At 70.6% G+C, this 21,711-nt stretch carries 20 protein-coding genes; 9 read left to right on the top strand and 11 right to left on the bottom strand.

The window, feature by feature from the left end; all coding sequences use genetic code 11:
* Positions 1 to 13 precede the first annotated feature (13 nt).
* Positions 14 to 949, bottom strand: a complete 936-nt coding sequence (locus tag ACFU6I_RS03345) for an NADP-dependent oxidoreductase (RefSeq protein WP_384360916.1) — start codon at positions 947 to 949, stop codon at positions 14 to 16.
* Positions 950 to 1,291: 342 nt separating this feature from the next.
* Here ACFU6I_RS03345 and ACFU6I_RS03340 point away from each other — a divergent pair, with 342 nt between their 5' ends.
* Both ACFU6I_RS03340 and ACFU6I_RS03335 read left to right on the top strand, forming a co-directional pair.
* A complete protein-coding gene (locus ACFU6I_RS03340) occupies positions 1,292 to 2,314 on the top strand; it encodes a phosphotransferase family protein (protein WP_384360827.1) in 1,023 nt (340 codons plus the stop codon).
* An 8-nt stretch (positions 2,315 to 2,322) separates the two neighbouring features.
* The gene (locus tag ACFU6I_RS03335) at positions 2,323 to 3,537 is read left to right on the top strand and encodes an acyl-CoA dehydrogenase family protein (protein ID WP_384360824.1); all 1,215 of its coding nucleotides are present in this window, start codon (positions 2,323 to 2,325) and stop codon (positions 3,535 to 3,537) included.
* 185 nt (positions 3,538 to 3,722) lie between these two features.
* On the opposite strand, the gene ACFU6I_RS03330 is transcribed toward ACFU6I_RS03335, so the two are convergent.
* Genes ACFU6I_RS03330 through ACFU6I_RS03320 form a run of 3 tightly spaced genes read right to left on the bottom strand, consistent with a single transcriptional unit; the run spans position 3,723 to position 6,799 of the window.
* The gene (locus tag ACFU6I_RS03330) at positions 3,723 to 4,316 is read right to left on the bottom strand and encodes a TetR/AcrR family transcriptional regulator (RefSeq protein WP_345513539.1); all 594 of its coding nucleotides are present in this window, start codon (positions 4,314 to 4,316) and stop codon (positions 3,723 to 3,725) included.
* A gap of 39 nt (positions 4,317 to 4,355) precedes the next feature.
* Positions 4,356 to 6,038, bottom strand: a complete 1,683-nt coding sequence (locus tag ACFU6I_RS03325; RefSeq protein ID WP_384360821.1) for a class I adenylate-forming enzyme family protein — start codon at positions 6,036 to 6,038, stop codon at positions 4,356 to 4,358.
* Positions 6,035 to 6,799 (bottom strand): SDR family oxidoreductase, encoded by a 765-nt coding sequence (locus ACFU6I_RS03320; RefSeq protein WP_384360819.1) that lies wholly within the window; start codon positions 6,797 to 6,799, stop codon positions 6,035 to 6,037. The genes ACFU6I_RS03325 and ACFU6I_RS03320 overlap by 4 nt, the downstream gene beginning before the upstream one ends.
* A gap of 187 nt (positions 6,800 to 6,986) precedes the next feature.
* Here ACFU6I_RS03320 and ACFU6I_RS03315 point away from each other — a divergent pair, with 187 nt between their 5' ends.
* Entirely contained in the window at positions 6,987 to 8,264 is a 1,278-nt protein-coding gene (locus ACFU6I_RS03315; protein ID WP_384360817.1) for an exo-beta-N-acetylmuramidase NamZ domain-containing protein, read from the top strand.
* Positions 8,265 to 8,347: 83 nt separating this feature from the next.
* On the opposite strand, the gene ACFU6I_RS03310 is transcribed toward ACFU6I_RS03315, so the two are convergent.
* Positions 8,348 to 11,182 (bottom strand): penicillin acylase family protein, encoded by a 2,835-nt coding sequence (locus ACFU6I_RS03310; RefSeq protein WP_384360815.1) that lies wholly within the window; start codon positions 11,180 to 11,182, stop codon positions 8,348 to 8,350.
* A gap of 240 nt (positions 11,183 to 11,422) precedes the next feature.
* Between ACFU6I_RS03310 and ACFU6I_RS03305 the strand changes: the two genes are divergently transcribed.
* Entirely contained in the window at positions 11,423 to 12,034 is a 612-nt protein-coding gene (locus ACFU6I_RS03305) for a hypothetical protein (protein WP_384360813.1), read from the top strand.
* Positions 12,035 to 12,086: 52 nt separating this feature from the next.
* Here ACFU6I_RS03305 and soxR read toward each other — a convergent pair whose 3' ends face one another.
* A complete protein-coding gene (gene soxR / locus ACFU6I_RS03300) occupies positions 12,087 to 12,560 on the bottom strand; it encodes a redox-sensitive transcriptional activator SoxR (RefSeq protein WP_384360810.1) in 474 nt (157 codons plus the stop codon).
* A gap of 140 nt (positions 12,561 to 12,700) precedes the next feature.
* Between soxR and ACFU6I_RS03295 the strand changes: the two genes are divergently transcribed.
* Positions 12,701 to 13,162, top strand: a complete 462-nt coding sequence (locus ACFU6I_RS03295; RefSeq protein ID WP_266987489.1) for a MaoC family dehydratase — start codon at positions 12,701 to 12,703, stop codon at positions 13,160 to 13,162.
* A gap of 167 nt (positions 13,163 to 13,329) precedes the next feature.
* On the opposite strand, the gene ACFU6I_RS03290 is transcribed toward ACFU6I_RS03295, so the two are convergent.
* The 3 genes from ACFU6I_RS03290 to ACFU6I_RS03280 all read right to left on the bottom strand — a co-directional run bounded on the left by ACFU6I_RS03290 (position 13,330) and on the right by ACFU6I_RS03280 (position 15,563).
* The gene (locus ACFU6I_RS03290; RefSeq protein WP_384360808.1) at positions 13,330 to 13,953 is read right to left on the bottom strand and encodes a TetR/AcrR family transcriptional regulator; all 624 of its coding nucleotides are present in this window, start codon (positions 13,951 to 13,953) and stop codon (positions 13,330 to 13,332) included.
* An 82-nt stretch (positions 13,954 to 14,035) separates the two neighbouring features.
* A complete protein-coding gene (locus ACFU6I_RS03285; protein ID WP_384360805.1) occupies positions 14,036 to 14,326 on the bottom strand; it encodes a YiaA/YiaB family inner membrane protein in 291 nt (96 codons plus the stop codon).
* A gap of 85 nt (positions 14,327 to 14,411) precedes the next feature.
* Positions 14,412 to 15,563 (bottom strand): acyl-CoA dehydrogenase family protein, encoded by a 1,152-nt coding sequence (locus ACFU6I_RS03280; protein WP_384360802.1) that lies wholly within the window; start codon positions 15,561 to 15,563, stop codon positions 14,412 to 14,414.
* A 66-nt stretch (positions 15,564 to 15,629) separates the two neighbouring features.
* Between ACFU6I_RS03280 and ACFU6I_RS03275 the strand changes: the two genes are divergently transcribed.
* From ACFU6I_RS03275 to ppk2, 4 genes are all read left to right on the top strand, one after another.
* Positions 15,630 to 16,304, top strand: coding sequence for a TetR/AcrR family transcriptional regulator (locus tag ACFU6I_RS03275; protein ID WP_384360800.1), 675 nt, complete (start codon positions 15,630 to 15,632; stop codon positions 16,302 to 16,304).
* A 14-nt stretch (positions 16,305 to 16,318) separates the two neighbouring features.
* Positions 16,319 to 17,029: an ArsR/SmtB family transcription factor gene (locus ACFU6I_RS03270; RefSeq protein WP_384360797.1), complete on the top strand. Its 711-nt coding sequence runs from the start codon at positions 16,319 to 16,321 to the stop codon at positions 17,027 to 17,029.
* A gap of 33 nt (positions 17,030 to 17,062) precedes the next feature.
* Positions 17,063 to 18,088, top strand: coding sequence for a DMT family transporter (locus tag ACFU6I_RS03265; protein WP_384360795.1), 1,026 nt, complete (start codon positions 17,063 to 17,065; stop codon positions 18,086 to 18,088).
* A gap of 64 nt (positions 18,089 to 18,152) precedes the next feature.
* A complete protein-coding gene (ppk2, locus tag ACFU6I_RS03260) occupies positions 18,153 to 19,076 on the top strand; it encodes a polyphosphate kinase 2 (protein WP_384360913.1) in 924 nt (307 codons plus the stop codon).
* A 10-nt stretch (positions 19,077 to 19,086) separates the two neighbouring features.
* Here the strand turns inward: ppk2 and ACFU6I_RS03255 are convergent, their stop codons facing one another.
* A complete protein-coding gene (locus ACFU6I_RS03255; protein WP_384360793.1) occupies positions 19,087 to 20,166 on the bottom strand; it encodes a Zn-dependent alcohol dehydrogenase in 1,080 nt (359 codons plus the stop codon).
* Positions 20,167 to 20,207: 41 nt separating this feature from the next.
* Positions 20,208 to 21,602, bottom strand: coding sequence for an aldehyde dehydrogenase family protein (locus tag ACFU6I_RS03250; RefSeq protein ID WP_384360791.1), 1,395 nt, complete (start codon positions 21,600 to 21,602; stop codon positions 20,208 to 20,210).
* Positions 21,603 to 21,711: the final 109 nt, after the last annotated feature.

Genomic DNA, 21,711 nt, shown 5'->3' with positions numbered 1-21,711 from the left:
CGTTCCGCGCAGCTCAGTTGTCCCAGGGGACAGTGACGACGATCTTTCCGCGGGTGCGTCCCTCCTCGTTGAGCCGCTGGGCGTCGGCGGCCTGCTCCAGCGGGAAGACCCGGTCGACATGGACGGAGACGATGCCTTGCTCGGCCAGTCCCGCGAGCTGGGTCAGATCCGTCGCGTCGGGCCGTACGAAGGCGTAACGCCCGCCGTACGAGAAGACCTCGCCGTCCGCGATGGACGCCAGCCTGCCCTCAGGTTTCAGTACGTCCGCGGAGACGCGGAGAGCCTCGCCGCCCACGGTGTCGAAGGCGGCGTCGACCCCGTCGGGGGCCAGGGCCCGGATCCGGTCGGCGAGCCCTTCGCCGTACTCCACCGGTTCGCCGCCGAGCTGCCGGATGTGCTCGTGGTTGCGTTCGCTCGCGGTGCCGATGACGCGGGCGCCCGCATGCCGGGCGAGCTGGACGGCCAGTGAGCCCACGCCGCCGGCGGCCGCGTGGACCAGCACGGTGTCGCCGTCCTGGATCCTCAGTGTGCGGTGCAGCACCTGGTACGCGGTGAGGCCGACCAGCGGCAGCCCCGCCGCGGCCTCGAAGCTCAGGCTCAGCGGCTTGCGGGCGAGCGTGCGCACGGGGGCGGCGACGTACTCGGCGAAGGTGCCGCGGGACAGGAAGTCCTCCCGCACATAGCCGATGACCTCGTCGCCGACGGCGAACTCGTCGACGGCGATTCCGGGCTGCACGACGACTCCGGAGACATCCCATCCGGGGATCACCGGAAAGACGGCCTCCAGCCCGGACTGGAGGTGGCCCTCCCTCGCCTTCCAGTCGACCGGGTTGACGGCAGCGGCCCGCACCTTCACCAGAACGGTGTCCGGGCCGACCTTGGGGTCGGGCCGCTCGCCGTACTCCAGGACATCGGCCCCGCCGTACCTGCTGTAGCTGATCGCCTTCATCATCCGACCATCCGGGCTGCTCAGACCGCCCGCAACTCAGACGGTGGCCGCCGCGCGGAGCGGCAGGAGCGTGCGCGGGCGTGGCCGGACATCCGTCGCCCGGTCCGGAGCACGGTCGTGACAGGTGCACTCCGAGGCGCCGCCCCGGGTGGCGTACTCGACATGCTCGTCCGCGGCACGTGAATCACCGCACACCTCCCCATTCAGGGATACGACTGAACAGCAGGACCCCGACTCACTCGACAGGGAGTCCACGCACCGGATTCCTGGAGTTCACTGGACGACATACCGACTGGTCGGCATCATGAGCACCGACGTCTTTTCACCCCGGAGGTGCGCACGATGAGCTCAGTCCATCCGCCAGGTCTCGACCTGGACCGGCTCCGCGGACATGTCGACCGCGAGCGGCCGGGTCTGGTGAGCGGACCGCTCGAAGCCCGGCTCATCGAGGGCGGCCGCTCCAACCTGACGTACATCGTCACGGACGGCACCGGCCACTGGGTCGTCCGCCGGCCTCCGCTCGGCCATGTCCTCGCCACCGCGCACGACATGAAGCGTGAGCACCGGGTCATCAGCGCGCTGCACCCGACGGCCGTGCCGGTGCCCGAGCCGCTGCTGCTCTGCGAGGACGACTCCGTCATCGGATCGCCCTTCTACGTCATGGAGTACGTCGAGGGGACCCCGTACCGCACCGCCGAGCAGCTCGCGCCGCTCGGTGCCGAGCGCACCCGCGAAGTAGTCCTGGGCCTGGTCGACACGCTGGTGGAACTGCACGCCGTGGAACCGGAGTCGGTGGGGCTCGGCGACTTCGGGCGCCCCGAGGGGTTCCTCGACCGGCAGCTGCGCCGCTGGGGCAAACAGCTGGACGCCTCCCGCAACCGCGAACTGCCCGGTATCGACGAGCTGCACGCCGCGCTCGGGCGCGAACTGCCCGTCTCCCCCGCGCCCACTGTCGTCCACGGCGACTACCGCCTGGACAATGTGCTGATCGGCCCCGACGACCGGATCAAGGCCGTCCTCGACTGGGAGATGTCGACGCTCGGCGACCCGCTGACCGACCTCGGCCTGCTGGTCATGTACAGCTCCGACCTGGGTCTGCCCCGGTCCCCGGTCTCGACCACCAGCGGAGCGGCCGGCCACCCCGCACCCGCCGAACTGATCGAACGCTACGCGACCCGCTCCGGCCGGGACACCTCCGCCATCTCCTGGTACACGGCGTTCGCGTGGTTCAAGCTCGCCGTGATCCTCGAGGGCATCCACTACCGCTACACCCTCGGCCGGACCGTCGGCTCCGGCTTCGACCGCATCGGCGATCTCGTCCCCGTCTTCATCGAGCACGGCCTCACGACCCTCCAGGAAGGCTGATCACCCCCATGGACTTCGCATTCGACGCCCGTACGGAAGAGCTGCGCACCAAGCTGCTCACCTTCATGGACGAGCACGTGTACCCGGCCGAGACGATCGCGCACGAGCAGCGGGCACAGCTCGCCTCCCCGTGGGACACCCCGCAGATCGTCGAGGACCTCAAGGCCGAGGCGCGCAGGCAGGGACTGTGGAACCTCTTCCTGCCCGACGCGGATCTCGGTGCCGGGCTGACCAACCTCCAGTACGCACCGCTCGCCGAAATCACCGGCCGTTCACCGCAGTTGGCGCCGACCGCACTCAACTGCGCGGCGCCTGACACGGGCAACATGGAGGTGCTCTTCCAGTTCGCCACGGACGAGCAGAAGAAGCAGTGGCTGGAGCCGCTGCTCGCCGGGGAGATCCGGTCGGCGTTCGCCATGACGGAGCCCGAGGTGGCCTCGTCGGACGCGACCAACATCGAGACCCGGATCACGCGGGAGGGCGACGAGTACGTCGTCAACGGCCGCAAGTGGTACATCTCCGGGGCGATGAACCCGGACTGCCGGATCTTCATCGTGATGGGCAAGACCGACCCGGACGGCACCGACATCCGCCGCCAGCAGTCGATGATCCTCGTCCCGCGCGACACGCCGGGCCTCGAAGTGCGGCGCGCCATGCAGGTGTACGGGTACGAGGACCACTACCACGGCGGTCACGCGGAGGTCGTGTTCACCGATGTGCGGGTGCCCGCGACGAACCTGATCGGCGAGGAGGGCGGCGGCTTCGGCATCGCGCAGGCGCGCCTGGGTCCCGGCCGGATCCACCACTGCATGCGGCTGATCGGGATGGCGGAGCGGGCCATCGAGCTGATGTGCATGCGGGCGGTGTCCCGCACGGCCTTCGGCAAGCCGCTCGCGCAGCAGGGCGTCGTGCAGAACTGGATCGCGGACGCGCGGGTCACGGTGGAGCAGCTGCGGCTGCTCGTGCTGAAGACGGCATGGCTGATGGACACGGTGGGCAACCGGGGGGCGCACACGGAGATCCAGGCCATCAAGATCGCCACCCCGCGCGCGGTGGTCGACATCCTCGACAAGGCGGTGCAGCTGCACGGCGCGGGCGGCGTGAGCCAGGACTTCCCACTGGCGGAACTGTGGGCGGCGGCGCGGACGCTGAGGCTGGCGGACGGGCCGGACGAGGTGCATCAGCGCTCGCTGGCGCGGCGCGAGATCAAGCGGTACGTGTAGCGGGGCGGCGGCTGCGGCCGCACCATGTCCTCCGAAGCCGGACGGGCTGCGAATCTGCCCGTCCGGCCCGTGGACGAAGCCGTTCAGTCCCGGCGCAGCGCAGGCATCGGCGCCGCGATGCCGTACGTGGTGGCGCCCGATCAGCCGGCGGCAGCTGTACGGATGCCTCCGCTTCTGGTCCGACGTCAGGGGCGCAGCGCGCGGAGCAGCAGATCCGCCAAATGGTCCGCGACCTCCTGCTGGCTCAGCGGACCGTCCGGGCGGTACCACGTCGACAGGTGGTGCACCGATCCGAAGTGGTAGTCCACCACCAGATCCGCCGGCGTCGCCGTGGAGAACACCCCGCTCCGCTGCCCCTCCTCCACCAGCGCCCGGAACCGCTCGTGGTAGCGGCGTCGCTCCATCCGTACCTGTTTGTTCTTCTCCGGGCTCAGATGGTGCATCGAGCGGAAGAAGATTGCCGCGTCGTCGAGGTTCTCGATCGTCGTGACGACCACGTCCGCCGCCGCGTCCCGCAGCCGCTGCTCGACCGGCGCCTGGGCGTCCGCGAATGCGTCGAGGCGTTCCTGCTGGAGCCGCAGCACCCGGGAATAGACCTCCTGGAGGAGATCCTCCTTGGAGCCGAAGTAGTGGTAGAGCGCGCCCTTCGTGACGCCTGCCGCCTCGACGATCTCCTGGACCGACGTGCGGTCGTAGCCCTGCTCGGCGAAGAGCCGGGTGGCGGCGGCCAGCAGCCGCTGAGGGACGGGGGCGTCGTTCCCGTCCGTCGTTCTGGCCATGGCCGCCACCTGCCTTTCCGTAGTGAAGTCGCACACGTTCTACTGCTGGGAACGCAGTTCCCGCCTGAGGATCTTCCCACTTGCCGTCTTGGGAAGTTCGGTCAGGATCAGGACCTCGCGCGGGTACTTGTACGCGGCGAGCCGCTCCTTGCAGTACGCACCCAGTTCGTCGGGTTCGGCCGAGGAGCCGGGTCGCAGGCTGACGTATGCCCGGACGGTCTCGCCGCGGTAGGCGTCGGGGACGCCGACGACGGCCGCCTCCCGGACCGCCGGGTGGGTGTACAGGACATCTTCCACCTCGCGCGGCCACACCTTGAAACCGGAGGCGTTGATCATGTCCTTCTTGCGGTCGACGACGTAGAGCCAGCCGTCCGGGTCCATGAAGCCGATGTCGCCCGTGCGCAGTTCGCCGTCCGGGAAGGCGGCGGCGGTCGCGTCGGGCAGCCGCCAGTAGCCGGAGACGACCTGCGGGCCGCGGACGGCGATCTCGCCCTGCTCGCCGAACGGCACCTCCTCGCCGTTCTCGTCGAGGATCCGGACGACCGTGTCGGGTCCGGGGACGCCCACCGAGAGGGTCCCGGAGACCGGGTCGACGGGCGCTTCGCGCTCGGGCGGTACGGAGGCGCAGGGCGCGGTGCACTCGGTGAGGCCGTAGCCGTTGCGGATGTACGGGCCGAAGCCCGCCCGGAACTTCTCCACGAGCGCGGGCGGCAGCGGGGCGCCGCCCGAGGAGATCACCTGGAACGAGGCGAAGTGCTCGGGTGTCACACCCGGCGTGGCGGCGAGGGCCATGAAGGCGGTCGACGGGCCGACGGTGTACGCGGGGCGGTGCTCCGCGAACGCGTCGAGGACGACACCGGGGTGGAACCGGTACGCGAGCACGAGCGTGCCCGCGTTGGTGAGACAGGCGGCCAGCTGGCAGACCATGCCGGTGATGTGGAAGAGCGGGGCGAGCGCGAAGTACGCGGAGCCTTCGGGGATCGGATGTCCGGCCCGCTGGCGCTCGGCGTTGACCATGATGTTGCCGTGGGAGTTCATGGCGCCCTTGGGGGTGCCGCTGGTCCCGGAGGTGTAACTGATCAGCGCCACGTCGGCGGCGGTGAGCTCGCGGCCTTCGGGGGCGGCGAGCCCACGGCGGGCGACGGCCACCAGGTCGTCGGCGTCCTCGGGGGCCGGCAGCCGCTCGACGTTCAGGACCCGCTCGTCGTTCAGGCTCTGGAGGTCGAGTTCGCAGGCGGTGACGGCGATCCGTACGCTCGGGGCGGCGGCCGCGGTGTCCCGCAGATACGACTCCCACGCCCGGTCCGCACAGATCAGCGCGGTGACCTCGGCATCCTTCAGCACATGGCCGACCTCGCCGGACTTGTACATCGGGTTGAGCGGGACGACGGTCGCCCCGGCCTTCCAGGCGCCGAGCAGCGCGAGTACGAACTGCGGGGAGTTCTGCAGCATGATCGCGACCCGGTCGCCGCGCTCCAGACCCTGCGCCGCCAGATGTCCGGCCACGGAGTCGGAGAGCGCGTCGGTCTCCCGGTAGCTGAGACGCCCGTCGAAGTAGGCGAGCGCCGGGTGCTCGGGGGCGCGGGCGACGGAGGCACGGAAGCCGTGCACCAGGGTCTCCGCGGGGCTCACCGGGGCGCGCTGGGCGTCACTGAGCAGGGAGATCCAGGGCTTCGCCGCGTAGATGGACCCGGTGAGGGCGTCGGTGTCGGACTCGGTCATGCGCCGGTCTCCTCCCACTTCTGCTGAAGGTGGTTCATATTGCTGAGCCAGTGGTCGGTGTCCTTGGTGCGGGCCCGGTAGTAACCGGCGACCTCGGGATGCGGCAGGACGAGGAAGCGGTCCTCGGCCATCGCGTCGAAGAGGGCGTCGGCGACATCCTCCGGCTCGATGGCGCTGGGGGCGAGGACCAGCTCGCCGGCCGAACCGGCGGCGGTGAGCATGTCCGTACGTACGCCCTGCGGGCAGATCGCATGGACCTTGACGCCCCGGTGGCGGTAGGTCAGCGAGAGCCATTCGGCGAAGGCGACGGCGCCGTGCTTGGTGACGCTGTACGGCGCGGCACCGATCATCGTCAGCAGTCCTGCGGCGGACGCGGTGGTGACGAACCGGCCGCTGCCGCGCTCCAGCCAGTCCGGGAGCAGCGCCCTGGCCGCGCGGACATGGGCCATCACATTGACGTCCCAGGCGGCGGCCCAGACCTCCTCGTCGGCGAAGACGTCACCGGGCGAGGCGAGACCGGCGTTGGCGCAGTAGATGTCGACGGTGCCGTCCAGGGCATCCCGCGCGGCTTCCACGATCTGCGAGGCGTCTCCGGCGACGGCGGCGCCGCCGATCTCCTCGGCGAGCGCCTTGATGCGGCTCTCGGCGAGGTCGTTGACGACGACCCGGGCGCCCTCCGCGGCGAATCTGCGGGCCAGAGCGGCACCGATGCCGCCCCCGGCCCCCGTGACCACTACGCCCGCGCCCTGCACCGTACTCATCGGATTCCGCCTCTCTCAGCCGACTTCTCCAGCAGACTAACCAGTCGGTATGTCATCGGGGAAGGGTTCGACCGGGGGGCTTGTCGCCACTCCTGTCACACCGCTCTCGTCCGCCGCGTTCCATGCGGCCCTTGTGCGCGCTAGCGTGCGTGACCATGACAGTCGGAGCGATCATGGAGGTAGCCGAATGAGCCTGTCCAGACGTGGTTTGCTGGCCGCCGGCGGTGCGGTGGGAGCCCTCGCGGCGACGGTTGCCGGAACCGGAAGCGCGGCCGCGGGCCCCCTCCCCGGCACGGGGCAGGGCTCCGGGCGCAATCGGGTCCGCACCGGCTTCGACCGGCTGGCGGCGGACGGCTACGCGCTGCTGAAGGGACAGAAGGTCGGGATCGTCACCAACCCGACCGGGATCACGTCCGACGTGCGCCACGTCGTCGATGTGATGCACCCGGACGAACGCGTGAACCTGGTCGCGGTCTTCGGCCCCGAGCACGGCTTCCGCGGCACCGCGCAGGCGGGCGGCTCGGAGGGGCGGTACGACGACCCGGCGACCGGACTCCCCGTCTACGACACGTATCTGAAGAGCGGACAGCCGCTCGCCGATGTCTTCACCGCCTCCGGCGTCGACACCGTCGTCTTCGACATCCAGGACGCGGGCGCACGCTTCTACACGTACATCTGGACGCTCTACGACTGCATGGAGGCGGCGGCGCTCGCGGGCAAGCGGTTCGTCGTCCTGGACCGGCCGAACCCGGTGACCGGGCGGGCCGCTCTGGGGCCGGTCCTCGACCCGGCGTTCTCGACGTTCGTGGGGCGCCGGGAGATCGCGCAGGCCCACGGCATGACGGTCACCGAGCTGGCGCTGCTCTTCAACGCGGAGTTCCTGGCCGCGCGGCCGGTCGAGCTGGACATCGTGACGATGTCGGGATGGCGGCGCGCGGACTTCTTCGACGGAACCGGTCTGCCGTGGGTGCCGCCGAGCCCCAACATGCCGACGCCCGACACGGCGCTGGTGTACTCGGGCACGTGTCTGTTCGAGGGTACGAACCTCTCCGAGGGGCGGGGGACGACCCGGCCGTTCGAACTCCTCGGAGCGGAGGGGATCGACCACCGGTGGGCGGCGGCCGCGAACGCCCTCGACCTGCCCGGAGTCGCTTTCCGCGAGGCGTACTTCGCCCCGACGTTCTCCAAGTTCCAGGGGAAGACGGTCGGCGGGGTGCAGCTGCATGTCCAGGACCGGGAGGTGTTCGATCCGGTGCGCACGGGGATCGCGCTGCTGGTGACGGCGAAACGGACGTGGAGCGGGTTCGCCTGGCGCCCGGACAACTGGATCGACAAGCTCACCGGCAATACGCGGGTCCGCACGATGATCGATGCGGGGGCGGACACGGATGAGGTGGTCGGGGCGTGGGAGGCGGATCTCGCCGCGTTCCGGGCGGTACGGAAGAAGTACCTGCAGTACCGGTGAGGTGAGCCGGGCGGGCCCGGGGTTCGGGCCCGCCCGGCGAACCGGTTCCGTCCTCGACCGCCGGACGGGCCGGAATGTGCGCCCTACCGGTGGGCCGGGAACTCCACCACCTGCTGGTACGTCGGGCGGTTCTGCCAGTGGATCGCCTTCTGGCTGATCCCGCCCAGCGCACGGTGGACGATCGAGTCCGTGCACCACTGCTCGCCCGCGCTGCAGCTGTCGTCACCGGGGTAGACCTCGGTCGCCGGTTCGGCCGCCGCCTGCTTCAGGGTGGTGAGCAGCGCGTCCCGGCAGCTGCTCAGGTCGCCGTTGCCGCAGTACGTCTTCGCCAGCGGGCCCTCGACCGGACGGCCGAGGACCTGGCGCAGGTCCTTGTCCACGAAGCCCCACCAGCCGTACTGGAAAGCCGAACCGCTGTGCGCACCGCTCGGCCCGTGGCCGGCCGCGGGGGACTCGTCGATGGCGAGATTGGCGGTCAGTGCCGCGTACAGACCGTCGCCGAGGCCCGGCCTGAACTCGGCCTCGACCAGCTTCGGCCACCACGCGTCCATGAGCCGTACCGCGTCGGCGTGGGTGTAGGCGTGCGAGCCGGGGCCGGTCTCCTTGCGCTGGGATCCCGAGGCGCGCCAGGACTCCAACTGCTGCACGGTCGCGTTCAGTTCCGGGTCGGTGACCGGCCGGGAGCGGAGCACCTTCAGCAGTTCGGGCAGCAGCTGCTCGCCGCGCAGATCGGTGAGTGCCGCATCCGCCATGGCCCGGGTGAGCGAGGCGCGGGTGACGCCGCCCTCCTCCACCAGCTTCGCCACCCGGTCGTCGAGCAGGTCGGCCCGGTGCACCGCACCGAGTCCGAAGCCCGCGGAGGCGTACCCCGCGGCCTGCTTGTTGTTCCAGGAGACGTAGTAGTCCTGGCCGCTGGAGTGCGGGTGCGCGGCGAACGAGGTGTAGTCGGCGGTGTTGGCCGCCGGATCGTACCCCTGCCACTCGTACGCCTTCTCGGCCCTCACCGGCAGCGCCGGGTCGACGCCCGCCGCGCGCACCGGGTTCATTCCGCTGTTGTAGTAGGCGGCGGTGCGGGAGTCGGCGTAGAACCAGTTGAAGGCGTAGTCGATGTTGCTCGCCGCCTGCTGGAAGGAGGCGGCGTCCGTGACGTACGCCGGGTCGTTGAGCATCTGGAAGCCGATGATCGAGTCGGCCTCGTGCCGGTAGGTGGAGCGCAGCGAGGTGTACGCGACGGGCTTGCCGCCCACGGTGGCCCGGTGGGTGACGATGCCGTACGCGGTCCGCCACACCTGCATCCGGTAGGAGCCCTTCGCCGTGGAGTCGGCGACGGTCGGCTTCCAGGAGTTGGTGCGCTCCAGCTTCTCCATGGCGGTGCAGGTGCCGTGGTGGAGGTAGTGCGTGGAGTCCTTGGCGGGTGTCCCGCCTCCGGGCTCGCACAGCTCGATGGCGTACGTGTCGGTGATGTCCTGGCCGGCCGACGTGGCGCTCCACGCGTAGTCCTGGCCACGGCCCATCTGGACGTACATGCCGACACCGGCGAACGAGACACCGCGAGCGCTGATGCCGGGCCCCTGGAGCTCCTGAAGCATCATCAGCTGTGGGGCGAAGTAGCCGGTCTGCGGGCCGAAGACGGCGATCGGGTTTCCGCTCGCGGTGTGCTTGCCGGAGACCAGCAGGGCGTTGGACATGCCGCGCTTCTGGGCTCCTGAGCCGGAGCCGGGCAGCGACCCCGCGGGGATGACACCGTCGTCGTGGATCCCCTGGGCCTTCCTGAGCGCGGCCGGGGCCTTGACCGGGGCCTTCGCGTCGGTGCCCGCGGAGCCGGTGCGGTCGTGGATCAGCGGCTCGGCGGTGACGGAGCCGGCGTCGGGAAGGGCGGTGCCGCGCGCCCTGGCCGGCTTGCCGGCGTACGGGAACGAGGTGCCGTCGTGAATTGTCAGCACGGCCTCGGGGTCGTTGCGCTGCCGGAACGATTCCCAGACCTTGGTGCCCTCGGCGACCCCGTACTTCTGCTGGGCGGACAGCAGCGAGAGCGCTGCCTGCACCTCGCCGCCACCGCCGCCGCCGAACTGCCCGCCGACGACCGAGGCGATGGAGATCAGGTCGGTCAGCTTGAACGGCTGTATCTCGCCGATGTTGGTGATGGCGTCGATCTTTCCGGTGAGGACGTACTCGCCGGGGAAGTAGCGGCCCTTCTTGGACTTCTCGCGGTACGCGTTGATGCCGTCGACATACGCCTGCGCATCGGCCATCGCCTGCTCGCCGCGGGCGCCCTCATGGCTCCTGATGTACGCGACCTGCGCTTCGAGATCGTCCTCGGTGTACGGGGCCTGCGGCCAGAACTGCTGCTCCAGGCCCTGGTTGGCGAGTGCGCCGCCGGCGAACGAGGTCAGTTCACCGCGCCCGATGTGCCGGAAGAGGTCCATCAGCCAGAGCCGGTCCTGCCCCGCCGCGAACCCGGCGCCGAACTCGGTGCCGTAGCGGGTGGTGCCCTTGATGTGCGGGACCCCGGACGCCCGGTCGCGGGTGATGGTGACGTCGTCGCGCGGCGAGGTGACGGACTCGACCTGGTCCTTGGGGACGCCGAACGAGGCGTCGTTGAAGAAGTCGGTCAGCTTCTGGTCGGTGAGACCCGTGTGCCCGGCCACCAGGCCGTTGTAGCGGTCGAGTTGGTCGTCGCTGTGGGAAGGGTGCGTACCGAACGCCTTGTTGCCGAGGATCTCGACGAGCGTGGCGTTGCCGTTCTCACCGGGCGGCAGGATGTCGTCGCACTGTCCGTGGCAGTGGTCGGGGACGGGTACGGGTACGGGTTCCGCCGCCGCGGCGCCGGACTGCGGCGAGGCCGCGAGCAGGGTGGTACCGAGTGCGAGAACCGCCGCCACGGTGGCGGCTCTGAACATGACGGTGCGTGGGGGCATACGTGCTCCTCCGAGAGGCCGATGCGCCGGAGGTTACTGGCGGTATGACCCGTCGGTAAGATGAACAACGGTCACTTTTTCGGAATCACCACATGACACCGCGTCAACACCGTGCCCGAACACCGTCCGACGTGGGGCGTCTCACCCCGTGGACACGAATTGCCTTTCGATGGAGCCGAAACGGGCAGTCGTACGTCCATACCTTGACGCCGAAGTACGAGCGACGGAGGTGGCAGTGCGATGGCCGGTTTCCGGAGTCTTGCGAGACAGGTCCGCGATCCGCGGGGCGACCTGGCGCTGCGGCGGTACTCGCTGCGCAAATGCCTGGAGAGGTTCGCCCCCTACGGTCACCGGGCGACCTGGGACCACTTGTGCACCCGGCACACGATGGAGCCCGAGGACCGGTCCCCCGACCCCGTGCGGCTGGTGCACGCACTGGAGGAACTGGAGGCGGCGCGGGCCGTCTGGCTCCGGTACGAGGCCGCGTTCGCCGAGCGCCGCAGGCGGGAGAAGCGCGAGGGGCTGCGCCGGCCGGGCGCCTTCGACGACTGGCACCGGCGCATCTGGGGCGGGAACGGGGTGGCGCGCTGCGAGGATCCGGCGGTCCACCCGTCCGCCCCGCTCGCCGAGGTGCTGGGCCGGCTGATCTCGGCCCTGGAGTCGCAGCCCGGCGCGGCGTGCCCGGTGTGCGCGGAGACCGGGATCGTCTGGCGTCAGGACCTCGACTGCGCGCCGTGGGCGGGCCCGGTCTGCACGGGCTGCGGAATCGTGGTGCCGCGGCCCGTACTGACACCGGGGGCACTGGCGAGAGCGCGGCGGATCCGGCCGAGGGACCTGGCGTCGGCGGCATGAGGGGCCCGGAGGCGACGGAACGACGGCGCGCCCCCGGCCCTGCGGAGACTTTCTACGGGCAGCTCGCCGAGCGGCGCTCCGGCATCAGGCGCGAACCGCTGATCGTGTCACCGGAGATGTCGTTCGGGTTGGAGAGCACACACGTCTCCAGCGACAGGCAGCCGCAGCCGATGCAGTCGGTCAGATGGTCGCGCAGCCGGCCCAGCTGCTTGATCCGTTCGTCCAGTTCGGACCGCCACGTCTCGGACAGCCGCGCCCAGTCGTCGCGGTTCGGGGTGCGCTCCTCGGGAAGTTCGGCCAGCGCGTCCCGGATCGTGGCCAGCGGTATGCCGACCCGCTGCGCCGCACGGACGAAGGCGACCCTGCGCAGTGCGTCCCTGCTGTAGCGCCGCTGGTTGCCGCTGGTGCGGCGGCTGCTGATCAGGCCCTTCGCCTCATAGAAGTGCAGGGCCGAAACGGCGGCGCCGCTGCGCGCGGAGAGCTGGCCGACCGTGAGTTCATGGAGTGTCTGTGGGATCTGGGGCACCCCTCCAACCCTACGTGCCCACCTCCGCACGGGTCCGTCGTTGACAGGAACGCACCCGCCCAACCATGCTGAGCAAGCGCTTAGACAGTAGGCGACGGATGACGACGGACGGTCGAGAGCGGGAAGGCAGGACCAGAGACATGGCGGAGCCGAGGATCTTCACGTCCGCGCAGGAGCTGCGCGACGGGGTGGGCGAGCAGCTGGGGCACAGCGAGTGGCTGGAGATCGACCAGAAGAGGGTCGATCTGTTCGCCGAGGCGACCGGGGACCATCAGTGGATCCATGTGGACCCGGAGCGGGCCGCGGCCGGCCCGTTCGGCACGACCATCGCACACGGCTATCTGACGCTCTCACTGCTCCCGGCACTGGTCCCACAGGTCATGCGGGTCGAGGGCATGAAGATGGGCATCAACTACGGGACCAACAAGGTCCGTTTCCCGTCCACCGTGCCGGTGGGCTCCCGGCTGCGCGCGACCGCCGTCCTCAAGGACGTCGAGGAGGCGGGCGGCGGTGTCCAGGTCACCGCCCTCGTCACGGTCGAGCGTGAGGGCGGCGACAAGCCGGTCTGTGTCGCCGAGTCGGTGTCGCGCTACTACTTCTGAGATGCCCTGAGGGGTGTCATCCCCGGCGGGCGCACGGGGACGGCCGCGGCACCTCTCTGCGCCGCCGGAACGCCCGAATGCACCGGGCACGGGGATGTCCCTCCGCCGAGCAGCGCACCGCATCCGACGCGTCGTGCGCCGATCCGCCAGGGCCGGCGGGGCAGCCCTCAGCGCTGGGCCGCGACCATGCGCAGGACGAGGTCGGCGTAGAGATCGCCGACCTCGCCCGGCGTACGGCTCCCCTGCGCGCTGAACCAGCGCGCCACGTCGATGCAGAGCGAGAGCACGGCGAGCGTGGTACCCGGGATGTCGGGGACATCGAACTCCCCCGCCTGCACGCCCTCACTGATGATCCGCCGGATCACCGCATCGCTCTTCCTGCGCAGGGCGACGATCTCGGTGCGGTGCTCCTCACCCAGGGCGTCGAGTTCGTACTGGACCACGCGGGCGGTGGTGTGCCGCTCGGCATGCCAGCGGACGAAGGACCGTACGGCGTCCGCGAGCCGCTCGGACGCCGTGCCGTCGCTGTCGGCGGCCGTCTCCAGGAGCAGCAGGGCGCGGTCGTGACCGATCCTGCTGATCCGGTGGAGCAGCTCTTCCTTCGTCTTGTAGTGGATGTAGAGCGCGGCGGGACTCATCCCGGCGCGGCCCGCGATGTCACGGGTGGTGGTCGCGTGGTACCCGCGCTCGGCGAAGGCGTCGACGGCCGCGACGAGGAGCCGCCTGGCCGCCTCGGGCGTCACCTCGCCCCACGGCGAGCTCTCGCCGCCGGTCTCCTCCGCCGCGCTCATCGTCACCGACCCCTTCCCTTCAGCAGGACGAACACCATACCCCGAACCTGAGCAAGCGCTTAGGGTCCGGTGGATGAGATCGTCAGAGCTTCTGGAAGGGGTCGTGCTCGGCGAGGATCTTCTCCAGCCGGGCCTGGTCGACCCGGCTGATGATCCGCCCCGCCTCCTGGCGGTCGCGGATGACCTTGGCGAGGGTGAAGCAGGACGTGACGAGGTACAGGACGCCGACGGCGAGGAAGCCCCGCACCCAGGCGTTCGCGTCGAGGAAGTAGATGCCGAGGGTCACCGCGCCCATCGCCACCCCGAAAGATGCGACGGCCTGACCGTAGAAGGCTGCGGTGCTCTGCTGCTTGACCGATGTCGTCTCACTCATGGGGGAAGCATCGGCCACTGTGGCGCCCGCCACATCCGCCCCCGTACTCAGTCCCGTACTCAGTCGCCCGTTCGAATGGGACGGCTCAGAAGGCGGAGACCCCTGTCAGCGCGCGGCCGATGATCAGCTTCTGGATCTGGCTGGTGCCCTCGTAGAGCGTCATCACACGGGCGTCGCGGAGCAGCTTGCCGACGGGGTACTCGTCGATGTACCCGTAGCCGCCGAAGACCTGGAGGGCGTTGTTCGCGGCGCGGACGGCGGCCTCGGAGGCGAAGAGCTTCGCCTTGGACGCGGCGGTGGCGAACTCCTCACCGCGGTCGATGAGGTCGGCGACGCGCCAGGTCAGCAGCCGGGCGGCGTCGACATCCACCGCGATGTCGCTGATGAGTTCCTGGACGAGCTGGTAGCTCGCGATGGACTTGCCGAACTGCTCGCGCTCGCCCGCGTAGCCCACGGCGGCGTCGAGGGCGGCCTGCGCGATGCCGACGCATCCGGCCGCGACCGACATCCTCCCCTTGGCCAGGGCGGACATGGCGATCGAGAAGCCCTTGCCCTCGGGCCCCAGGAGCGCGGTGGCGGGGACGCGGACGTCATCAAGGACCACCTCGGCGGTGGCCTGGCCGCGCAGACCGAGCTTGCCGTGGATGGTGCGGCGGCTGAGGCCGGGGGTGTCGGTGGGCACCAGGAAGGCGGATATGCCCTTGTGGCCGGGTGTGTCGCCGGTGCGGGCGAAGAGCAGCACGACATCGGCCCAGGTGCCGTTGGTGATGAACATCTTGGTGCCGTTGATGACGTACGAGTCGCCGTCGCGGACGGCCTTCGTCGTCAGACTGCCCGCGTCGGAGCCCGTACCCGGCTCGGTGAGGCCGAAGCAGCCGATCGCCTCGCCCGCGGTGAGACGGGGCAGCCACTGCTGCTTCTGCTCCTCGCTCCCCCAGGCGGCGACGGTCTTGGTGACCAGCCCCAGGGAGACCGAGACGATGCCGCGGACCGACGAGTCGCCGCGCCCGAGCTCCTCGGTGACCAGGCAGTACGCCAGGTGGTCGCCGCCCGAGCCGCCGTACTCCTCAGCGACGGTCAGTCCGAGGAAGCCGAGCGCACCCAGCTTCTTCACGATCGACTTATCGACATTCTCGGCGCGATCCCACTCGACGACATGCGGGGTGATCTCGCGGGCCACGAAGTCCTTGGCGAGCTGCCGGACCGCTTCCTGCTCCTCGCTGAGCTCCAGGTTCATCCTTCGGTACTCCCACTTTTAATTAGCACTGCTAGTTTTACGTTGGCAGGCCCTACTATGTGCCGCATGGCCCGACCGCGCAAGCCCCTCCTCAGCAGAGACCGCATCGTCGAGGCGGCAAGCGCCCTGGTGGACTCCGAGGGGCTCGAAGCCGTCTCCACCCGTCGGCTCGCGGCCGAACTCGGGGTCAGCGGGCCCTCGCTCTACAACCACTTCCGCAACAAGGACGAGATCCTGGACGCGGTCGCGGACTCCGTCTCCGCGCAGGTCGACCTGTCGATGTTCGACGAGGACGACGGCCGCGACTGGCGCGCCGCCCTGCACGACTGGGCGGTCTCCTACCGTGCGGCGCTCGCCGAGCACCCGCACATCGTCCCGGTGCTGGCCCAGGGCCCCGGCCGCCGTCCCGCCGGGCTGCGGGTCGCCGACGCGGCCTTCGGCGGCATGGTCCGAGCGGGTTGGCCGCCCGCCCAGGCCACCTACATCGGCGCACTGATGCGGTACTTCGTCACGGGCTCGGCACTGGGCTCGTTCGCACGCGGCTTCGTGGACGACGAGACGGCGTACGACCCCGCCGACTACCCGCACCTCGGCCAGGCCCACCTGCTGGCCGACCGCCGCCAGAAGGTCGACGAGGGCGCGTTCGAGACCGGACTGCGGGCGATCCTCGACGGTCTCGCCCTGCAGTACGAACAGCGGACGCCCGCGGCCACGGTTCGGCCCTCGCCGAAACGTTCCTGACGCATGCTGGGTGGATGGCACCCCACGACCCGGCCGCACCCCGCCTCGCCGCCCTGGCCGCGCTCCTCGCCGACGAGACCCGCGCCTCGTTCTGTCTGGCCCTGCTCGACGGGCGTGCCTGGACCGCGGGTGAACTCGCGGGGTACGCGTCGGTCGCGCCGTCGACCGCCAGCGAACACCTGGGGAAGCTCGTCGCGGGCGGCCTGCTGACCGAGGAGCGGCAGGGCCGCCACCGCTATCTTCGGCTCGCCGACGAACGGACCGCCCACCTCGTCGAGGACCTCGCCGCCCAGGCCGCACCCGGCGACGGGGAACGGCCGCGAACCCTGCGGGCGGCGAGCACCAGCAGCGCGCTGGCCCGCGGACGCACCTGCTACGACCATCTCGCGGGCCGGATCGGCATCGCCATCGCGGACGCCATGACCGTACGGGGACTGCTGCGGCAGGACACCGGCTTCGCGCTCACCGACGCGGGCCTGGGCTGGTTCGGGGAGCTGGGCATCCGGCTGGACACCCGGACCGGGCGCCCCCTCGTACGCGGCTGCCTGGACTGGACGGAGCGGCGGCCGCACCTGGCGGGGACGGCGGGCGCCGCGCTGTGCAGGCACGCCCTGGACACCGGGTGGTGCGTGCGGATCGGCTCCGGGCGGGCCGTGAAGGCGACCGCGGACGGGGAGCGGGCGCTGCACCAGTTCCTCGGGATCGAGCCGAAAACAATTCGGTGAGGACCGAACCGTTCCCCGCTTACAGTCGGACCCATGACGACACCCATACCGGCCTCCTCGGTGACGGCCACCATGCCCGCAAGCCGTGACTGGCGGGCGATTGCCGCGGCGTGCACGAGCGTGGTCCTGTGGGCCTCCGCCTTCGTCTCCATCCGCAGCGCGGGCGACGCGTACTCCCCCGGGGCGCTCGCCCTCGGCCGGCTGCTCGCGGGCTCGCTGACGCTCGGCACGATCCTTCTCGTCCGCCGCGAGGGGCTGCCGTCCAGAGGCGCCTGGCCGGGCATCCTCGCGTCCGGACTGCTCTGGTTCGGGCTCTACATGGTGGTGCTCAACTGGGGCGAGCAGCAGGTCGACGCGGGCACAGCCGCCATGGTCGTGAACATCGGCCCGATCCTGATCGCGCTGCTCGGCGCCCGGCTGCTGGGCGAGGGGCTGCCGCGCATGCTGGTGACGGGCATGTCCGTGTCGTTCGCGGGCGCCGTCGTGGTCGGTCTCTCCATGTCGGGGCACGGGGGTTCGTCGGTGCTCGGAGTGGCGCTCTGCCTGCTCGCGGCGGTGGCGTACGCGGCCGGGGTGGTCACCCAGAAGCCCGCGCTGCGGCACGGCTCGGCCCTGCAGATCACCACGTACAGCTGTCTGATCGGTACGGTCGCCTGCCTGCCGTTCTCCGGTGTGCTGATCTCCGAGGCCGCCGACGCACCGCTCTCCGCGACCCTGAACATGGTCTACCTGGGCATCTTCCCGACCGCCCTCGCCTTCACCACCTGGGCCTACGCCCTCGCGCGCACCACCGCCGGAAGGATGGGCGCCACCACCTATGCGGTGCCCGCACTGGTGGTGCTGATGTCATGGCTGCTGCTGGACGAGGTGCCCGCGCTGCTGGCCGTCGGCGGCGGCCTGCTCTGTCTTGCCGGGGTGGCGGTCTCCCGCATGCGTCCGCAGACTGGACGGACGCGGAACAGTCCGGCACAGCCGGTGGAGGGACGCCGAGATGACGCGGAACGCCAGGAAACCGACCGGCCCCGGGAAGAAGCGGAGGATGCAGTCGGGCGGGGCTGACGAGGAACAGGCCGCCCTCGCCCGGGCGGCCCGCCACGGCGGCGCCGAACTCGACGACTTCGACGTGATCGACAGCGGGGACGACGACCCGGTCCTGGTGACCCCGGAGGGCCGGGCCCGCGACGCCTGGCGCGAGGACTACCCGTACGGCCGCAAGCTCGGCCGCAAGCCGTACGAGAAGACCAAGCGCGCCCTGCAGATCGAACTGCTCAAGCTGCAGCACTGGGTCAAGGACCGCGACGAGCGGATCGTCATCCTCTTCGAGGGACGGGACGCGGCGGGCAAGGGCGGCACGATCAAGCGCTTCACCGAGCATCTCAACCCCCGTGGTGCGCGTGTCGTCGCCCTGGAGAAGCCCACGGAGCGCGAGCGCACCCAGTGGTACTTCCAGCGGTACACGGCGCATCTGCCGAGCGCCGGGGAGATCGTGCTCTTCGACCGGTCCTGGTACAACCGGGCGGGTGTGGAGCGGGTCATGGGGTTCTGCACCACCCGCGAGTACCTCGAATTCATGCACCAGGCACCGGGCTTCGAGCGGATGCTCGCCCGGGACGGCATCCACCTGGTGAAGTTCTGGTTCTCCGTCTCCCGCAACGAGCAGCGCAACCGGTTCATGATCCGCCAGATCGATCCGGTGCGGCAATGGAAGCTGAGCCCGGTCGACCTCGCCTCACTCGACAAGTGGGACGCGTACACGGAGGCCAAGGAACTGATGCTCTTCCACACGGACACGGCGGACGCGCCCTGGACCGTGGTGAAGAGCAACGACAAGAAGCGGGCCCGTCTGGAGGCGATCCGGCATGTGCTGCACCGCTTCGACTATCCGGACAAGAACGCGGACCTGGTCGGTGAGGCGGACCCGCTGATCGTGGGCCCGGCCTCGCGCCTCTTCGAGGAGGGCGAGATGGAAGCCCGCCTCCTCACCACGAGCCGGTCGCAGGCCGAGCCCACACCGGCGCAGGCCCGAGGGCTGTCCCGTAATCCGTGACGGACGGCCCTCAGAACACCACGAGCGCGCGGCCTCCCTTGCCGGCGATCATGTTGTCGAAGGCTGCCGGGATGCCGTCCAGCGCGATCCGTTCGGTGACCATCATGGAGAGGTCGAACCTGCCCGCCCGGATGTGCTCGGCGAGGACCGGCAGGTCGCGGGCCGGGTCGCTGTTCCCGTACACGCAGCCCGTCAGGGAACGTCCCCAGTGGAAGATCTCCAGCGCGTTGAAGGTCACCTGCTGGTCCTTGCCGCCGATGCCGACGACCGTGGTACGGCCGCCGCGGCGGGTGGAGTCCCAGGCGCCGCGGATGGTGGCGGGCCGGCCGACGCACTCGACGGCGACGTCCGCGCCCTGTCCGCCGGTGAGCTTACGGATCTCGCGCGGTGTGGTGTCGGAGGCGATGACGTAGTCGGTGGCGCCCGCCGCGCGGGCGAGTTCCTCCTTCTCCGGGGAGACATCCACGGCGATGATCTTCGAGGCTCCCGCGATCCGGGCGGACTGGAGCACGGCGAGACCGACGCCGCCGATGCCGAACACGACGACCGTCTCGCCGGCCCGGACCCGGGCACAGTGGTGCACGGCGCCGTATCCGGTGAGGACCGCGCAGCCGAGCAGGGCGGCGTCGGTCAGCGGGACGCCGTCCGGGGCGGGAAGCACACAGTTCGCGGCGACGACCGTCTCCTGGGCGAACGCCGCGACGTTCAGGCCGGGGTGGAGTCCGGTGCCGTCGGCGGTACGGGCGTGGATGTTGCCCGCACCCGTCAGGGCGTTGGCGCAGAGCCAGACCTCACCGATTGCGCAGTGGTGGCAGCTGCCGCAGGACGGCGCCCAGTTGAGCACGACCCCGTCGCCGGGCGCGACATGCGTGACGCCCTCGCCGACGGAGAGGACGGTGCCCGCTCCCTCATGGCCGAGGACGGCGGGGACGGGCACCCGCATGGTGCCGTTGGAGAGGGACAGATCGGAGTGGCAGACCCCGGCCGCGGCGAGACGGATCCTCACCTGACCGGGGCCGGGCTCCGGAAGTTCGATGTCGGTGACCTCCAGGGGGGCTCCGACGGCGGGCAGTACGGCGGCGCGGACCACGGACCGGCTCCTTGCTGATCGGGGGTGCATCGGAGGGTTGTTCAGAACTGGAGAGACTTGGTCTGGAGGTACTCGCCGAGGCCGTGCGAACCGAGCTCACGGCCGACGCCTGACTGCTTGTAGCCGCCGAACGGCGCGAGCGGGTTGAACCGCCCGCCGTTGATGTCGACCTGCCCGGTGTCCATCCGGCGGGCGAAGGCGACGGCCTCCGCGTCGTCGGCGGCCCAGACGGCGCCGGCGAGCCCGTACACCGTGCCGTTGGCGATCCGGAGGGCGTCGTCCTCGTCCTCGTACTTCAGGATCGAGATGACCGGGCCGAAGATCTCCTCCTGGGCGATGGTCATCTCCGGGGTGACATCGGCGAACACGGTGGGACTGACGTAGTACCCCGTCGCGAGCGGCGCCTTCGGGCCGCCGGCGACGACGCGGGCGCCCTCCTCGATGCCCTTCTCGATGTAACCGCGCACCCGGGCCTGCTGCTTCGCGTTGACGACGGGACCCACCCGTTCCCCCGGCACGTACTTGGCGACGGCCGCGACGGCGAGGGCGACGGCCTCCTCGTACCGCTCGCCGTCGACGAGCATCCGGGTCCAGGCGCTGCACGTCTGGCCGGAGTTGGACATCACGTTGGCGACGCCGACGTTGACGGCCCTGGCAAGATCGGCGGAGGGCAGGATGACATTGGCCGACTTGCCACCGAGCTCCAGTGCGACCCGCTTGACCGCGCCGCCCGCGGTGGCACCGATCTGCTTCCCGACGGCGGTGGAGCCGGTGAAGGAGACCAGGTCGACGTCCTCGTGCTCGGCGAGGGCCTGTCCGGCGACCGGGCCGAGACCGGTGACCAGGTTGAAGACACCGGCGGGCAGGCCGGCCTCCTCGGTGGCCTCGGCGAAGAGCTGCGCGGTCAGCGGGGTGTCCTCGGCGGGCTTGAGGACGATCGTGCAGCCCGCGGCGAGTGCGGGAGCCACCTTGGCGACGATCTGGTGCAGCGGGTAGTTCCACGGGGTGATCGCCCCGACGACGCCGACGGGCTCCAGCAGCACGGTGGAGTTTCCGTGCTGCTCCTCGAAGGCGTACGAGGCGGCCAGTTCGGCGTAGGACCCGGCGACCAGGATCGGCACGCCCGCGTGCACCGTCTGCGACAGCTGGAGCGGCGCGCCCAGTTCCGCGGTGACCGTGGCCGCGATCTCGTCCTGACGGGCCACCAGGACGTCACGCAGGGCGGCGATCCGGGCGGCACGCCGGGCCGGTGGGGTGGCGGCCCAGCCGGGGAACGCGGCGCGGGCGGCCCGTACCGCGGCGTCGACGTCCTCGGCCGTTCCCGCCGGGACATGGGCGATGACCTGCTCGTCCGCCGGGTTCACGACCGCGATCGTGTCCGCGCCCGCTGCGGGGCGCCACTCCCCGCCGATGTACATACCGTCGTGGGCCTTCATGGCATTTCCTCCCGGGCAGGCGTACGGGCGATGTCGTCCGCACCCCAAACTAGCGGCGGTAGTTTTGTGGCGCCAGAGACGCCCGTCACGTGCGGCCCGGCAATTCGCC

The sequence above is a fragment of the Streptomyces sp. NPDC057486 genome (assembly GCF_042802415.1).
In the GTDB taxonomy this organism is placed as follows: domain Bacteria; phylum Actinomycetota; class Actinomycetes; order Streptomycetales; family Streptomycetaceae; genus Streptomyces; species Streptomyces yanii.
The sequence above is the reverse complement of the archived record's forward strand: the minus strand, read 5'-3'. Positions and strand labels throughout refer to the sequence as shown.

What these genes read in the sequence shown, in the direction of transcription:
- ACFU6I_RS03285 (WP_384360805.1), bottom strand. Translation starts at nt 14,326, where the DNA reads ATGAGTGAGACGACATCGGTCAAGCAGCAGAGCACCGCAGCCTTCTAC.
- ACFU6I_RS03280 (WP_384360802.1), bottom strand. Translation starts at nt 15,563, where the DNA reads ATGAACCTGGAGCTCAGCGAGGAGCAGGAAGCGGTCCGGCAGCTCGCC.
- ACFU6I_RS03335 (WP_384360824.1), top strand. Translation starts at nt 2,323, where the DNA reads ATGGACTTCGCATTCGACGCCCGTACGGAAGAGCTGCGCACCAAGCTG.
- ACFU6I_RS03270 (WP_384360797.1), top strand. Translation starts at nt 16,319, where the DNA reads ATGGCACCCCACGACCCGGCCGCACCCCGCCTCGCCGCCCTGGCCGCG.
- ACFU6I_RS03295 (WP_266987489.1), top strand. Translation starts at nt 12,701, where the DNA reads ATGGCGGAGCCGAGGATCTTCACGTCCGCGCAGGAGCTGCGCGACGGG.
- ACFU6I_RS03265 (WP_384360795.1), top strand. Translation starts at nt 17,063, where the DNA reads ATGACGACACCCATACCGGCCTCCTCGGTGACGGCCACCATGCCCGCA.
- ACFU6I_RS03290 (WP_384360808.1), bottom strand. Translation starts at nt 13,953, where the DNA reads ATGAGCGCGGCGGAGGAGACCGGCGGCGAGAGCTCGCCGTGGGGCGAG.
- ACFU6I_RS03330 (WP_345513539.1), bottom strand. Translation starts at nt 4,316, where the DNA reads ATGGCCAGAACGACGGACGGGAACGACGCCCCCGTCCCTCAGCGGCTG.
- ACFU6I_RS03345 (WP_384360916.1), bottom strand. Translation starts at nt 949, where the DNA reads ATGAAGGCGATCAGCTACAGCAGGTACGGCGGGGCCGATGTCCTGGAG.
- ACFU6I_RS03305 (WP_384360813.1), top strand. Translation starts at nt 11,423, where the DNA reads ATGGCCGGTTTCCGGAGTCTTGCGAGACAGGTCCGCGATCCGCGGGGC.
- ACFU6I_RS03320 (WP_384360819.1), bottom strand. Translation starts at nt 6,799, where the DNA reads ATGAGTACGGTGCAGGGCGCGGGCGTAGTGGTCACGGGGGCCGGGGGC.
- ACFU6I_RS03315 (WP_384360817.1), top strand. Translation starts at nt 6,987, where the DNA reads ATGAGCCTGTCCAGACGTGGTTTGCTGGCCGCCGGCGGTGCGGTGGGA.
- ACFU6I_RS03340 (WP_384360827.1), top strand. Translation starts at nt 1,292, where the DNA reads ATGAGCTCAGTCCATCCGCCAGGTCTCGACCTGGACCGGCTCCGCGGA.
- ACFU6I_RS03275 (WP_384360800.1), top strand. Translation starts at nt 15,630, where the DNA reads ATGGCCCGACCGCGCAAGCCCCTCCTCAGCAGAGACCGCATCGTCGAG.
- ACFU6I_RS03325 (WP_384360821.1), bottom strand. Translation starts at nt 6,038, where the DNA reads ATGACCGAGTCCGACACCGACGCCCTCACCGGGTCCATCTACGCGGCG.
- ACFU6I_RS03250 (WP_384360791.1), bottom strand. Translation starts at nt 21,602, where the DNA reads ATGAAGGCCCACGACGGTATGTACATCGGCGGGGAGTGGCGCCCCGCA.
- ACFU6I_RS03310 (WP_384360815.1), bottom strand. Translation starts at nt 11,182, where the DNA reads ATGCCCCCACGCACCGTCATGTTCAGAGCCGCCACCGTGGCGGCGGTT.